Origin of the sequence: Symmachiella macrocystis (genome assembly GCF_007860075.1) — a bacterium.
GTDB lineage: Bacteria > Planctomycetota > Planctomycetia > Planctomycetales > Planctomycetaceae > Symmachiella > Symmachiella macrocystis.
Genome location: NZ_SJPP01000001.1, coordinates 227,848 through 242,090, shown reverse-complemented (window position 1 = coordinate 242,090; position 14,243 = coordinate 227,848). Strand labels below are relative to the sequence as shown.

General features: G+C 56.3%; 10 protein-coding genes. 4 read left to right on the top strand and 6 right to left on the bottom strand.

Annotation, left to right across the window (positions count from 1 at the left end; genetic code table 11):
* Positions 1 to 20: 20 nt before the first annotated feature.
* From CA54_RS00925 to CA54_RS00915, 3 genes are all read right to left on the bottom strand, one after another.
* Positions 21 to 1,316 (bottom strand): twin-arginine translocation signal domain-containing protein, encoded by a 1,296-nt coding sequence (locus CA54_RS00925; RefSeq protein ID WP_146369005.1) that lies wholly within the window; start codon positions 1,314 to 1,316, stop codon positions 21 to 23.
* Between the two features lie 527 nt (positions 1,317 to 1,843).
* A complete protein-coding gene (locus CA54_RS00920) occupies positions 1,844 to 3,268 on the bottom strand; it encodes a DUF1501 domain-containing protein (protein WP_146369004.1) in 1,425 nt (474 codons plus the stop codon).
* A 154-nt stretch (positions 3,269 to 3,422) separates the two neighbouring features.
* Positions 3,423 to 4,904, bottom strand: a complete 1,482-nt coding sequence (locus CA54_RS00915; protein ID WP_146369003.1) for an HTTM domain-containing protein — start codon at positions 4,902 to 4,904, stop codon at positions 3,423 to 3,425.
* Positions 4,905 to 5,221: 317 nt separating this feature from the next.
* On the opposite strand from CA54_RS00915, the gene CA54_RS00910 reads away from it, so the two are divergent.
* Positions 5,222 to 6,574, top strand: coding sequence for a DUF1501 domain-containing protein (locus tag CA54_RS00910; RefSeq protein WP_146369002.1), 1,353 nt, complete (start codon positions 5,222 to 5,224; stop codon positions 6,572 to 6,574).
* A 104-nt stretch (positions 6,575 to 6,678) separates the two neighbouring features.
* On the opposite strand, the gene CA54_RS00905 is transcribed toward CA54_RS00910, so the two are convergent.
* Entirely contained in the window at positions 6,679 to 7,971 is a 1,293-nt protein-coding gene (locus CA54_RS00905) for a DUF1501 domain-containing protein (protein ID WP_146369001.1), read from the bottom strand.
* A 115-nt stretch (positions 7,972 to 8,086) separates the two neighbouring features.
* Positions 8,087 to 9,943, bottom strand: coding sequence for a DUF1549 domain-containing protein (locus CA54_RS00900; RefSeq protein ID WP_146369000.1), 1,857 nt, complete (start codon positions 9,941 to 9,943; stop codon positions 8,087 to 8,089).
* 595 nt (positions 9,944 to 10,538) lie between these two features.
* Here CA54_RS00900 and rpsU point away from each other — a divergent pair.
* On the top strand, positions 10,539 to 10,730 hold the full coding sequence (gene rpsU / locus CA54_RS00895; RefSeq protein WP_146372229.1) for a 30S ribosomal protein S21: 192 nt from the start codon (positions 10,539 to 10,541) through the stop codon (positions 10,728 to 10,730).
* A gap of 283 nt (positions 10,731 to 11,013) precedes the next feature.
* Here the strand turns inward: rpsU and CA54_RS00890 are convergent, their stop codons facing one another.
* Positions 11,014 to 11,358, bottom strand: coding sequence for a hypothetical protein (locus CA54_RS00890; RefSeq protein ID WP_146368999.1), 345 nt, complete (start codon positions 11,356 to 11,358; stop codon positions 11,014 to 11,016).
* Positions 11,359 to 11,663: 305 nt separating this feature from the next.
* Here CA54_RS00890 and CA54_RS00885 point away from each other — a divergent pair, with 305 nt between their 5' ends.
* Entirely contained in the window at positions 11,664 to 12,584 is a 921-nt protein-coding gene (locus CA54_RS00885; protein ID WP_146368998.1) for a sugar phosphate isomerase/epimerase family protein, read from the top strand.
* Between the two features lie 323 nt (positions 12,585 to 12,907).
* Positions 12,908 to 14,224: an SH3 domain-containing protein gene (locus CA54_RS00880; protein WP_146368997.1), complete on the top strand. Its 1,317-nt coding sequence runs from the start codon at positions 12,908 to 12,910 to the stop codon at positions 14,222 to 14,224.
* Positions 14,225 to 14,243 lie beyond the last annotated feature (19 nt).

The window sequence follows — 14,243 nt, the reverse complement described above, 5'->3', positions numbered from 1 at the left end:
TGGCTGCTATTGAATTCCCTTCAACTCACCCAGAACAACGTTTTGTCCGGCACCTGGTACTCGACTGCTAGGTGCGGCGTCTCCAGCTTCTTGCTGTCTTGCGCTAGCGATTTCATGCCCGCTTCGACGAGGCCGCCGGTGAGTAATGTGCGTTCGACGGGGTAGGGGGGCTTGCCGGTGAGGAAGGTCTTTTCGGCGTTGGACATCAGGGCGGCGGAGTAGACCACGTTGGGGTTGGGGGGCAGGTAGAACAGCGTTGAGAGCGGATTTTTTTGGCCCTTTAACTTGGCGGCAAACGTGAAGTCATTCACCAAGCCGTTCATGAGTAGCATCGTGCCTTTCAGGCCATCGGCGTATTCGAAACGGTAGGCGATCGGCTTTTTGACCCATTCCCGGATCTGAGCAGTGGTGGGGTAGCGATGACTGTAGGTCTCGGGTTGGGCTAAGGTTTGCGTGCGGGTCAGGCAGGCTTTGAAAAGTTGAGGGTCCCAGCCGCCCGCTTTCCAAGGACCGGAGTCCATCGCTTCCCAGACATCGTCGCCGCGAAGAGCCTGCATGGAAACCACACCGGTTTCGCCTCCCTTGCGGCGCTCGGCCATGCACTGCATGACTTCTAGTGCGTGAAAGTCGTAGCTGTCCGTACCGCCGATGGCGACCGACATGATCTCCTCGACCTCGGCGCCGTACGGCATGTCGATCGAGGGCATCCGCCATGTGACCGGCAACGAGGAACCAGCGAGGAATGGGATTTTTTGTTCGCGCGAAATGTCGACCATCTCTTTGGCCCAATCCCAGTTCCACGACAGGTGCTTGTCGTTGAAAATGGGGAGGACTTTTCCGTCTTCGGCAAAGACATCGGTGACCGCTTTGAAGAACTCGTAGCGGGGATATTTTGTCTGGCCGACGTCGCTTTTGTCGTACTTGCCATGTTCGCCGATGATCAGCACAGCATCGATGTCGAGTTTGTCTTTGCCGTTGCGCAGCGCTTCGGCAATGGTGGGGGTGATTTTGAAACCGAACTCTTTAGCGCGGCCGCGGCTGAGGTCGTTGTCGGGGAATTGATCGACGTAAGCGGTCACGACGTCAAACGGCGGGTGATGCCATTTGCCATTGATCGGATAACCGGTCAGAAACCGCTCCGCCATGTGCCAGGCATGGGAGTGAAACCGCCATTCGGTGGTGATGACAGCCAGCTTTTTCTTAGGCTTCGTCTCGTCCGCCTGCAACGACCAGGGCGAAAACGCCAAACCCGTTCCGGCAGCCAATGAACCGGCGAGAAAGCCACGGCGGGAGATATTGTCATGGAGAGGATTCATGGGGTGGGTCTCCGGTTTGATGGGAGGGAAGGATTTTTAGCCACGGATTAACACGGATGAGACACGGATAAAAAATAAGACATTACGTCCTGCTCCCGGCGTTCTAGCCGTCTTTCATTTGTCATAGGTATAGCTGAGATACCTGCTCTCTCCATCAAGGTTCACATACAAGATGCCCCACGACAGGAGCCTGGTGTATACCAAGACTCTTCCATTCTGTTGAACACTTCCTGGGGACCCAAGCATGCGGATCGTCTCATCCTTCGTTGCATGGAGAGAGAGATTCTGAACAGCATAATATGCGTGTGGTGGTTGGTTGAAATTCCATATCCCAATCCCAAATATCATCCCCAGCACAGCAATACCGATCACAGAAGAACGTATTAATGTGTGTTTACAACACATTGGCGCCCCCGGACATATGGACGTTGCTTTTGGCATGTCAGTCGTAGGTCATGCACAGCATGACCTACTTTTACTTATCCGTGTTTCATCCGTGTTAATCCGTGGCTAATATAACTGTGCAACTAAAACAATTCGGTCAGCGGATAGCCGTCGGGGAGTGCGTTGTAGGGGCGGCCTTCGCGGTCTTGGAATTCGATGTCGTCGACACCCATGGCGTGGTAGACCGTTTTGGCAATGTGGGCGGGGGTTACGGGGCGGTCGGCGGGGAATTGGGCGAAGCGGTCGGTGGCGCCGTAGACTTGTCCGCCCGACATGCCACCGCCGGCGAAGACGTTACTTAGGCAATGCGTCCAGTGATCACGACCGGCGCCGGCGACGCCGCCGGAACGACGGTCGCCGATTTTGGGGGTGCGGCCCATTTCGCTGCTGACCAGCAGCAGTGTTTCGTCCAAGAGTCCGCGGTCGGACAGATCTTCGATCAGTGCTGAAAATCCGCGATCAAATTCCGGAAGTAGGTTCTCTTTCAAGCAGTTGAAGTTGTTGCCGTGTGTGTCCCAACTGCCGGCGCTTTTGCATTTTTTATTCAGCGCCGTGTCCCCTTTCCAGAAGACCGTAATGAACGGCACTTCGGCTTCGACCAGTCGCCGCGCCAACAGCAGGCTCATGCCATTGATGGTTTCACCATATCGCTCCCGCAGGGCGGCCGGTTCCGCGGCGACGTTGAACGCCTCGGTGGTGCTGGAGGAGAGCAGTAGATTGACGGCTCGTTTTTGTTGGTTGCTCCAAGTTTTGGGGGAGGCGTTTGTTTCGAAATCGCGGCGGGCAGCATCCACAGTGCTGAGTAATTCGCGGCGGTTGGTCAGCCGCTCGGGAGAGACATCCCCTTCTAGGACCAGTGACGGGGCGTGGAACTCAAGTGGATTTTTATGGCTGCCGTTGATGTAGAGCGGATCGAATTCAGGACCAATCCGTGCGGCGAATTGTCCCGGCCGGGTATAGGGCGCTCGACTCGGTTTATGGGGCAGGGTGATCGCGCTGGGAAGTTGCGGGCGGGCCGGTTTTTTGGCGGCGACGACCGAACCCATAAACGGCCAATCGTCTGCAACCGGTGTGCGGTTATTTCCCAATGTCACGAACGTGATGTCCGGCGCATGTCCGGTGAGATTGTGGTAGTACCCGCCGTGGTGGTCGTTGGTGTTCACGGTGGCGCCGACCGATCGGACGATGTTCAAATGGTGCGCTTGTTGCGCGAGCAGCGGCAGGTGTTCGCTCAGTTCAATGCCGGGAGCAGTGGTGGCGATCGGGGCAAAGGGGCCGCGATATTCGATCGGGGCTTTCGGTTTCAGATCCCACATGTCGATGTGCGAGGATCCGCCACAGAGGAAAAACAGGATCGTCGATTTGGCGAGCTTGCGGCCTTGCGGCACATTTGCCGCCGCGGCTGGTGCGGTCGTTCCCCGGGCCGTTCCCGCCAAACCCATGCCGGAGGCGACCAGGAATGAGCGTCTGGAGAGCGGCGTATTGATCCCGTTGTGGGGTGAACTCATGGGCAGGTCCTTAATTCAACCGTAGCGGCGGGCTTTTTTGAGGCGGGAGGGGCGGATTGCCAATCCTTAAAAGTATCGGCGATTCGCTATTCGATTGTACAGTCAACCGGCAGGCTGCGGTAGTGCGTTTGCACGCGTGGGCAGGGATTGTGCCCTAACGGCCAGTTGGTGCCCGTTGCTGTGGAACCACCGCCTTAGGAAGTTCGATTCCAATCGCTTGGGGCCACTCTTTCGAGGGCACGTCCCACGGTTCTGCTCGTAACGGTTCTGTCAGTGGGTTGATCCAAGATTGGTGTTTCCAGGTGCGATCGACTGTCAAGAGATCCAATTCCGGGTCGAATATCAGTTGGGGTTTGCGACCGTCGAGCGACAGGATTGATACCGCATGAATCTCGACTTTTTTCAGGCCAGCCTTGGTGGCGCCCTCAGCCAGGAACCGGGCGACTGCCGCGGTCTGTTCAGGCGACTTGGCGATGTCTAACAACTGCCGCTGCGTCAGCAACCTGCTCGCAGGAATCTGCACAATTTGTCCCGTCACTCCGTCTGTGGCATAAAAACGGATGAAGACATCTTTGTTGTGCAGCATCATCCGCCACGAGAAATTTTGCCCTTCTTCCGTCCACAGCGCATTTCCCGGATACACGTAGTGACGTAAGGGGAAGACCAGTTGCCACACAACAAAAATCCCAACAATGCCCAGAGCAGCGCGTTGTAGCAGCGACGGCGTTAGGCTTGCTGTGATTGCAGCTTTGGGGATTGTGAGTGCCGGTCGACGCAGTAGTTTCCGCGGCCAGTCGGGGGCAAAAAAGATGGTGGTTAGCAGAATCATCGTCCAGGGGAAGATGTCGATTTTGAACAGCACCGAATTCATGAGGTGGAAGACGACCACCGCGAAATACGCGAACAATCGGGTCCGCCGCCATAACAGCAAAGGCACGATTGCCAGGTCCAATACCAGACCCGCATAGCTCAGTGCCCACGCCACCCAGGGCTGTGCGAGATATGGGCCGACGATCGGGATATGCGTTTTTTGGGGAATCCAAATGCTCATCGGCATTGCTTGTAGCCAGTCGCCATTGAGCTTGGCGATCCCTCCATAAAAGTAAGGCAAGGCGATGAGAAATATCAAACTCCAGCGGCACCAGTTGGGAAGGAACGGACTGGCTTTGTCGGGAAACACTAAAGCATCGACCGAAAAGGAGCGATGTGCTGGAATCAAGATGAACAGAAAGGCGATCAGACTCATTAAGTAGTAATGATTCTGATACAGCGCCGCTTCGGCTAATAACGTGTATGTAAAAGTGACGAAGAGCAATATCGCGCTGAGACGGTAAAACACCCCGAGGCCGACACCTATGGCGGCCAGTCCCATCAGCAGATGAATCCGCCACATGCCGGTGCCGCCCAGCGCCTGGACCCATTCAAAACCATAAAAGCTGAGGTGATACGGGCGGTTGGTGAAGTAATAGTCGACCCAGCCGGATGTGAGGACCAGTCCGATGTGCCACAATGCCATGCTGGCAAACGCAATTCGGAAGAAAACCACAGACGCGCTGTCGCATGGTTCCCACAACCGCTGTCGCCAGGACGCAGATGGCTGTGAGGTTGTGGCACGTTGCTCATCCGATTGCTTCATGAATTATTGTCTTTCCAGGTTCAGCCGCGATTCTTTGACCCGCGATCACATCTTATTTGCCCACAGGGCCGCGGTCATCATCGATGATCGTTTCAGCATATCACGTCTCTTGCCGGAATTCTTCTCTGCTCAGTTCTGAGTTGTTGCTCGACTGCCAGAATGAAGCTGTGAGACCCGATCCCGAGATTTTCGGTTACTCGCATATATCAAAGGTTTTCTATATGATAGAATGAGTGTCGCAGCTATCGTAAGCAAGCTGCTGTCTGTTGTTGTTTGGATTTCACAACTGCTCTTCGCGTCATTGGAGACGAGCCGCGATGTTTCATCGTCGTGAACTTTTGCAAATTGGTTGTTCGTCATTCTTCGGACTCGGTCTGTCGCAAATTTTGCAACAGCGGGCCGTTGCGGCGACGGCGAAAGAGAGCCGTGTGAAGTCGGTGGTGCTGGTTTTTTTAACCGGCGGCGGCAGCCATATCGATATGTTTGATCCCAAACCGGAGTCTCCCGAAATCAAAGGAGAATTCGGGCCGATCGCCACCGCACTGCCGGGTATCAATTTTTCGGACAAGATGCCGGGACTGGCGGAGCGGGCGGGGAAATTGGCGATTGTGCGATCGATGGCGCATGGTGACAACCGCCATCTGTCCGGAACGCACAATATGCTGACCGGCGCGGTACAGCCTTTTACTGGCAACTCAAACCAAGACAAATCACTCAAGCGGTCCGACTGGCCGTCGATCGGTTCGTCGGTTTCCTACTTGCGACCGCGGGCGGATAAATTGCCGAGCCAAGTGACATTGCCCAATCCGCTCATCGAGGGCGTATTGGTCTGGCCGGGGCAACATGCCGGATTTTTAGGCCCTAAATACGATCCGTTTGTGCTCAAAGACGACCCCAATAGCGAAAAATACAAGGTCAATGGACTGTCATTGATCGACGGGTTGGATGTCGGGCGATTGAAGCATCGGCAACAGTTGCTCCAGACCATCGAAGGGGCGCCGACCGGTGTAAGTTCCTCGCCGGCAGGTCAAAAGTACGCTGGCGAACAGGAGTTGGCCATGTCGATGCTGACCTCCTCGAAGCTCAAGCAGGCGCTCGACATCAATGTGGAATCAGCAGAGACGCGCGACCGTTATGGACGGCATCAGTACGGCCAAACGCTGCTGTTGGCCCGCCGGTTGGTAGAGTTGGAGATGCCGGTCATTCAGTGCAACATGGGGAGAGTGCAATCGTGGGATACTCACGTGAACCACTTCCCACGACTGAAGACCATGTTGCCGGCTCTCGATACGGGCGTGAGTGCTCTGTTGGACGATCTGAGCGAACGCGGGCTGTTGGATCAGACGTTGGTGATCTGCGTCGGCGAATTTGGTCGGACACCGCGGATATCGCCGCTGGCCGGACAATCGGTGCCGGGACGTCATCACTGGGCGATGGGCTATACAGCCGTCTTTGCCGGCGGAGGCGTGCGTGGCGGGCAGGTGATTGGGAAATCGGATGCGATCGGCGCCTATCCGCTGACGACTCCGTATCACCCCAACGATATCGGCGCAACGATCTTCACGTCGCTAGGCATCGATCCGCACATCATGGTCCCCGATCGCGAGAATCGTCCGCGACATTTGAATCAAGGCAAGGTGATGGATGTCTTGTACACCGGAGCCACGTGAGTGCGGTTGGGCGGTGACCCCCCGGCAGAGCCGGGGGCTGATGGGACGATTGTGCTGGGATACCGTCTTTTAGCCCCCGGCTCAGCCGGGGGGTGATTGCAAGTTCACGCAAACAGCTGTTCCACGGGAGTGCCGCCATCGACGATTTTCATCGGGCGGCCGAGCGGGCTCATGTTTTCCTTGTCGGATTCGACATTGAGCGACCGGCAAACGGTTTGCAGCAAGTCAGGAACCGTGACCGGTGTCTCCTCGACGGTTGATCCATCGTCGGATGTTTTGCCGATGACCTGTCCCCCTTTGATGCCGCCGCCGGCAATGGCCGCGTTGAAGGCACGGGGGTAGTGATCGCGACCGGTGTTGGCATTGATCTTGGGGGTCCGTCCGAATTCACCGGCCCACACCACGAGGGTCTTGTCCAACATGCCGCGTTGTTTGAGGTCGTGGATCAAGGTCGCGAAACCGGGATCGACGTCGCTCGCGTTTTTCTTGACCCGCTCGAAGTTATCTTTATGCGTGTCCCAGCCTCCGTGGCGAACTTCGACAAAAGTCACACCAGTTTCGACCAGTCGGCGTGCCAGCAGGCAGCCGCGGCCGAAGTTCGAATTGCCATACGCTGCGCGGATTTCGTTGGATTCGGACTCGAGGTCAAACACCTTGACGTCGGGACTTAAGACCAGCTTCGACGCTTTGCCGTAGACCGTTCCATGATCGGTGACGTTCGTTGCTCCGCCGCGACTAGAGAATTCGCCTTCCAGTCGCTTCATCAGCCCCAGTCGCTTGTTGTAACGGGGGTGGGGCACGGTAGAGGTCAGGTTTTGCGGCATTTCACCCGCTGTATTGACCTCGAATGGCTCGTAGTCGACACCGAGGAATCCGGCTCCGGTATTATCGTTACGTCCGCCGCCGACTGTGACGAAGGACGGGAGAGCGGCGTCCAGATTGCCGATTTCACGGGCGATGTTGGAGCCCAGTGCCGGATGCTTGACGCTGCCCGAGGGAACATAGCCGGTGTGCATTTGATAGGTCGCGCGGCGGTGATTGCCTTCTTTGTTGGTCATCGAGCGAATCAGCGCGATATCTTGCATCATCGCAGCGGTTTTTTCCCAGCCGTTGGCAATTTGAATGCCCGGCACGGCTGTGTCGATCGCTTCGGTGGGGCCGCCGTTTTCTGCTTCCGGTTTGGGGTCGAATGTTTCCAGATGGCTGGGTCCGCCGGCCATCCAGAGCAGGATCATTGACATCCCCTGTTTGCGAAGTTCCTCCGCTTGCAGGCTCATGACATCGCGGAAGTTCATGGCGCCGGCCGCCACTGCTCCGGCGGAGAGCGTTTGCAGAAATCCGCGGCGTGAAAAACCGTGGCGAGAAACATTGACCGATTGGTGATGGAACAAGTTCATGTCAGTCCACGCTCATCGATTGAGTAGATTTGGTGATTTGGTAATTGCGAGTCAAAGAGGGCCTTGTTGCCAAGTGCCGGTTGAGCTGAGAGCCGATTGAAAAGATCAAGCGGGATCAGCGTTTAGTGCGGAACTCGGTCGAATTGATCAGGCTCCACATAATGTCCTCAAACGCTGCGTCACGTTCGCCCGTTTCCGCAATGTATTCGCGGCAAGTTGTCAATTCGGTTTCCGTAGGTTCGCGGGCCAGCACAAGGAGATACAGTTCGGCCAGCACGTCTTCGTCGTCGGAATAGGTTTTCAGTAACTTGGCCAAGGGCGTATTGCCTTGGGCTTTCACGCGGTTGTTCACGAGGGGCGAGTTCATCAGGAACAACGCCTGCGGCACTGTGCCGGTGAGGTCCGCTTGAGGCGTGGAAGGGTCGTACCCAAACGTGAGGGCGAAGGCGGCACGTGGTCCCGCTGGTCGACGATAACCGCCAGGGCGGCGATTCGCATTTGCGGGCCGCTCGGCGAGGCCGAGCACGCGGGTCAGGGCACTGTAGAGTTGGTCGGAACGCATCCGCATGGGAATGGCAGCGGCAAACTGCGGGCCTGCGCCGGAGGGATCGACCGGACGAATGCGGCGTTGATACGCCTCGCTGTTGGTGATGGTTCTTAGCAGCCATCGGACGTCATAGCCGCTGCCGACAAAACCATCGCTCAGTGCGTCTAGAACTTCGGGGTAAGCAACATCGCGATCGGGTCCCATGTCGTCGACCGGCATCGTAAAACCGGCCCCGAGGAGTTCTCCCCAGATACGATTGACGAAGGCGCGGGCGAACCAAGGGTTATCGCGAATCGTGACATAACGGGCCAGCATGTTTCGCCGTGATTCGTCATCCAAACCAACTTCTGGTTTTTGTCCTGCTACAAAAAAGGCAGGATCGATGCGCGTCCCTTTGGAGGTGGGGTCATCCAGGTCCGGCATGTAATACTCGGAATTTCGACGTCGGTTATTGGCTTGCTGGCGGGGTAAATTTTTGATTTCTTCGGCGGACAAACCTTTGTCGCCATTTTTGTCGCCGACTTTCAGCATCCGCCCAAAGATGCGGCTGAGCAGTTTCCGCTGTTTGACTTCATCCTTCGTGAGGATCCCGTCGCGGTTTTTGTCCAACTGACGGAACAACTTGGCAGGGTTTTGTTGGAATTGGCCAAATCCGCGTCCACGTCCCGCCCCTTCAGGGCGATTGAACGAAACCACTTCAAAGGTTCGCGGCTTGGAGTCCTTGATCACCCGCACGCGAACGCGGGGGAAGAAAGCGGCCAACTGGTGAAATTGTTCCCGCTTCCATTCGTCGGTGGGATGATCGTGGCAATTCGCACATTGTATTTGGATGCCCAGGAAAATCCGCGAAGCTTCGGCGGCGATTTCTTCGGCGCTGCCTTGATGAGCAAACATCAACGCGGTTTGGCCTTCTTCGCGGACGCTCCCGGTGGCTGTGATTAACTCGCTGGTAATTTTGTCCCACGAGACGCCGTCGCTTAGTTGATCGGCCATCCATTTCTCAAAGGTGCCAATCATCAGTCGCGCCCGCTGGTCGGTGGCGCGGGAAAAGATGACATCCCGCCAGTACCGCGCCCAGTTGTTCGCGTAATCGTCCGATTGCAGCAGTCGTTCAATCAACTCGGCCCGTTTTTCGGGATTAGGATCGAGGCCGAAGAGCGTAATGTCGTTGGGTGTGGGCAGGCTGCCGGTCAAATCAAAGGTCACGCGACGGAGGAAATCCTCGTCGGAAGCGGTGGGGGCGACCTGCGATTCGGTCGCGGCCAGATCCTGCTGAATGATCTGATCGATTTGTTGGGTGACATCGACCGCCTTGCGGGCTTTGAAATTTTTAGCCTGAAGGTCGGCAGGGAGCGTGGACAATAACCCCGCTGCAAGTCCCAGTACGGCAACGCGTTGGAAAAATGAGCGTGTGGAGAATTTCATATTTTCGTTCCTCGACAGCCTTCTGGAAGAGTGCGTATCTGTGGACTTTAAGCAGCCGCCGCAGCTGAATGGAATCGGAGCTGCTGCAGCGACGGAATGGCCCAAAATCGTGAAGCTGCAGCATCTAAGGTGAACACTGTATAAACCCTGTCTGTACCGAAAAGTTTCGTGAAGTTCGAAGAAAATCTCTGCGAGTGCTACAAAAAACCAAAATTAGAGTGTTCCCCAAAATTCTACGATTTTAACCGGCCGCGCGAATCCGAATTCTCGGCAAAACACGAATTTTTGAGGATTGAGGTGGCTGACTCTTTGCCGAATCGCGATGATTTGCTATGCTTTGTTGCTCAATTCCGGCGAATTTGCGCCGAAGAATTGTGCCCCAATCAAGCGGAGACGGCCTGCGGGCGACGACTTCTCTTCATGGGGGCCGTCCGATTGCGGTGACTCGACTCGTTCGGGGACTGTGATTTGGGACTGAGATGACACTATAACGTTCGATTCTCGTAGATGTTTCTGGTGGGCTTGTCTCCGAAGAGAAGCCATGTTGGAAACGCGAGAATTGGGGAAACAGCTTAAAATCGCCGAGGAGGAATTTGTGGTCAAACTGCGCGTGAGAGACAAAGAGTCGATTCAGGATGCGGTCCGCCGCTTTCGCAAGCTGGTGGAACATAGCGGCGTGAAAAAAGAGATGCGTCGCCGGGAATATTATGAAAAGCCGAGCGATGCGGCTCGCCGTGCCCGCCGCCGTGCGGAGCGCCGTGCCAAGATGAATCGCACGATGGGCTAACGCACATCCCCCGCACCGGAATAGCGGTTTGCGGGGGACTGACGGGGAAAGATCACTCCGGGGCAGGAGTGATGCATGACAGCAGAGCGCGGTGCCGCTTTGTCTGCAGCCAGGTCCCGCGTGGTCGGAGACAGGTCTCATTGGCCACCAAGTAGACGGCCTTCAAGTCGAACTTGGGCCACCGGTCTGCTTTTTTTGGTCGCTAGCGCAGGAGGGATTGCGTGGTTCCCCTCCAGCGAGCTGATACTGATCGCTGGGCCAGCAGTCATGGGACGGCGGAGTGCTATTCTTCGGCTTCGGTCTCGGCTTTGACCGGTTCGGGAAGCGCTTCTTTGATCGGTTGCACGAAGTAGGTCCGCTTGGTTTTGGTGGCAAGTTGAGCCGCTTTTTCGTCGGCAGCCTTGCGTTGGTCGTAGGGGAAGCGAGCTTCTTCCTTGAGGCTGCTGCTAAACACGCCCCATACCAAGCGTTTGCGAACGACCGCTTTGACCTTGGTCCGTTTGCTGGCTTTGCGTTTGGTCGCCTTCTTTTTCTTCTTCTTTTTGGCGGGCGCTTTTTCTTCGCTATCGCCCATGGCTTCGGCGGCTTCGGCCTCTTTCCGCAAATCCAAACGACTCTTCCGTGCCATGCGTCACGCTCTTTCTGCAATATTCGTCATCATACAGGGGTTCTGCCACGCCACCCCGGGTCGGCCATCTGTTCCGATCTGGAAGGCAATAACATAGCAACTTGCTTGCGACGAGGCCACACTCAGAGCGGTCTGGAGCCTCAGACAGGGGGAAAATCATCGTTTTTCGGGCGAGCAGCCTGGTTGCCCCCCTCAGGACGCTACGCTGGCGGGGCAATGGCTGGTTACTTATGATCGAGTTTCGAGCTTTTTGAAGTGCTGCTTGCAATGATTTTCGCATCCTCCCCAGATTCCCGGAGTTGACCATGTCCGACTACCTCGATCGCCGCAATTTTTTGAGCCGTTCAGCCGCAACCCTGGCCGCATCGACCGCTGCGGGATCACTGTTTGCCGCCGAGGGGGAATCGCAACCGGCGGCCAAGAAACGGCATCTTCTCAAGGCAGTTAAAATTGGCATGATCGGGGGAGACTTGTCGATGCTGCAGAAATTCGAACTGCTCAAGGAGTTGGGATACGACGGCATCGAATTGAGCAGCCCCAACGGTTACGACCGTGACGAGGTCATCGCAGCGCGCGATCAGACGAAATTGCCGATTCACGGTGTCGTCGATTCGGTGCATTGGAAACAAACGCTTTCCCATCCCGATCCAGAGGTCCGTCAACGCGGGCTGGAGGGACTGAAAACCGCGCTGCGGGACAGCCATTTCTTCGGCGGAACCTCGGTGCTGCTGGTGCCCGCTGTGGTGAACAAAGACGTCAGCTATGCTGACGCCTACAAGCGGTCACAAGCGGAAATCCGCAAGGCGTTACCGTTGGCTGAGGAGTTGGGCATCAAGATTTTGTTTGAGAATGTCTGGAATGGATTTTTGCTCAGCCCGATGGAGACGGCCCGCTACATCGATGAATTCGACAGTAACATGGTCGGTTCCTATTTCGACGTGGGCAATGTCGTCAATTTTGGTTGGCCTGAGCAGTGGATACGTATTCTGGGGGACCGGATTGTGAAATTGGACATCAAGGAGTACAGCCGCAAACTCCGCGACAAATCAGGACCGGGTGCCGGTTTTCGGGTGAAACTCGGCGAGGGCGACTGCGATTGGCCAGCCGTCATGGCGGCGCTGGATGATATCGGCTTTGAAGGTTGGGGAACGGCCGAAGTTCGCGGCGGGGATCGTGAGCGGTTGCAGGATATCGCTCAGCGGATGGATAACATTTACGGGATGTGAGGTTTGCGTTCGCTGTGCGGCTTCTATGCTGCTCCCCCTGCGGGTCTAGCTCAAGCGCCCGAGGGGTGATGCGGTTTATGTGTTTCTTGCGCCCAAAGTTTAGCTAAAAATCATGGAATTCGATTTAAGACAGAGATTTTCTATCTTAATCTTGAGTCGTTTGCCGATTTTCATTAGCAATCGCTTTTATGTCTCTCCGACTGCCGGCGCGTTGAATATCTTCATCGTGCATCTCACAACTGCCGGCGACCGAACTGCTGCTACCCATCCCCGCCGATATCACCTGTCGGCCGAGTTACCGTATTTCAAGGAGTTTCAGCAAAATGCGGCTGACACTCGCTGCCATCATCATCGCCACTTTGTTTCCGGCCATGCTCTGCGCACAAGAACAGCGTACGCCCTACGAGGCGGAGATCCATGCCGACGACGTGTTTGTCCGCAGCGGGAATAGCCGCAGCCATTACCCAACCGGCAAACTGGGACAGGGAGATCGGGTCACCGTCCATCGCCGCGAACTGGGTGGCTGGCTGATGATCTCGCCTCCGAAGGGAAGTTTCGACTGGGTGGCGGCCGACACCGTTCAAATCGAGCAACAACCCCGAGCCAATCAGCCGGCGCGGGGGGTGATTCGTGCTGAAAGAACCGTCGCCCGCATTGGTAGCGGCCTGGAGCCGGACCGTCGCGACAATTGGCATGTGATGTTAACGCGCGGCAAGCGGGTCACGATTCTGGGTGAGAAAGTCTTCGATACACCCGAAGGACCACAACGGTGGTACAAAATTGCTCCCCCCGCCGATGATCATCGCTGGATTCTGGGACAGTTCGTTCAATCCGTCGAACAAGGTGCGGGTCGTACCGATCCTTTCGAAGCCAATAATGGAGATTTATCACCGCCTGACATCGAGAAACAACGGAAACGCAAACGTGCGCAGCGTATGCTCGCTGAACAGCAAAAAGGCGCTGGCTACGACGATACGCCCCCTGCGGATCGTGGCGGGCTGAAGGAACGCAAGATGGTGCGGATCGACAGTGCCCCGAAAAAAACAGACAAAGCGGGAGGTGCGCGGACCGGTCCGACTCTAGCAGAGCTGGAAGACGACCGAACCCGGATGAAACGGTTGGACGGTGTGTTTAACAACATTGTCCGCAGCAAGACCAGTCAGTGGGACTTCCGCAGATTGGAGCAAGACTACCAAAACCTACAACGTTCGGCGGCCGACAATGCAGTTCGCCGTCAAGTGGATTTGCGGTTACGCAAAGTGGCGCAATACAAAAAGATCAAAGCGGAACATGACGAGTTTGTCCGCTTGACCCGCGAGTCGGATGAACGCGAGGCGCGGATTTTATCGATGCGGTCGCAACCTGCGGCGACACCCGTCAAACGGGAACAGCGGCGACGATTCTCCGGTGCGGGAATTGTACAACGCTCGATCGGCGCCCCACGTGGCGCCCCGGTGCACGCCTTGGTAGCGCCCGACGGGCGCGTCTTGGCGTATCTGCAGGGGGCCAAGGGTGTGAATCTGGATCGCTATTTGGGCCGTGCCGTGGGCATCAACGGTCCGCGGACGCATCAGCCGAAGTGGAACACCGATCACATTTTGGTCGAGAAACTTACGCCGGTAAATTTGAAACAACCCTAAGGTGCATCCCGCATCGTCC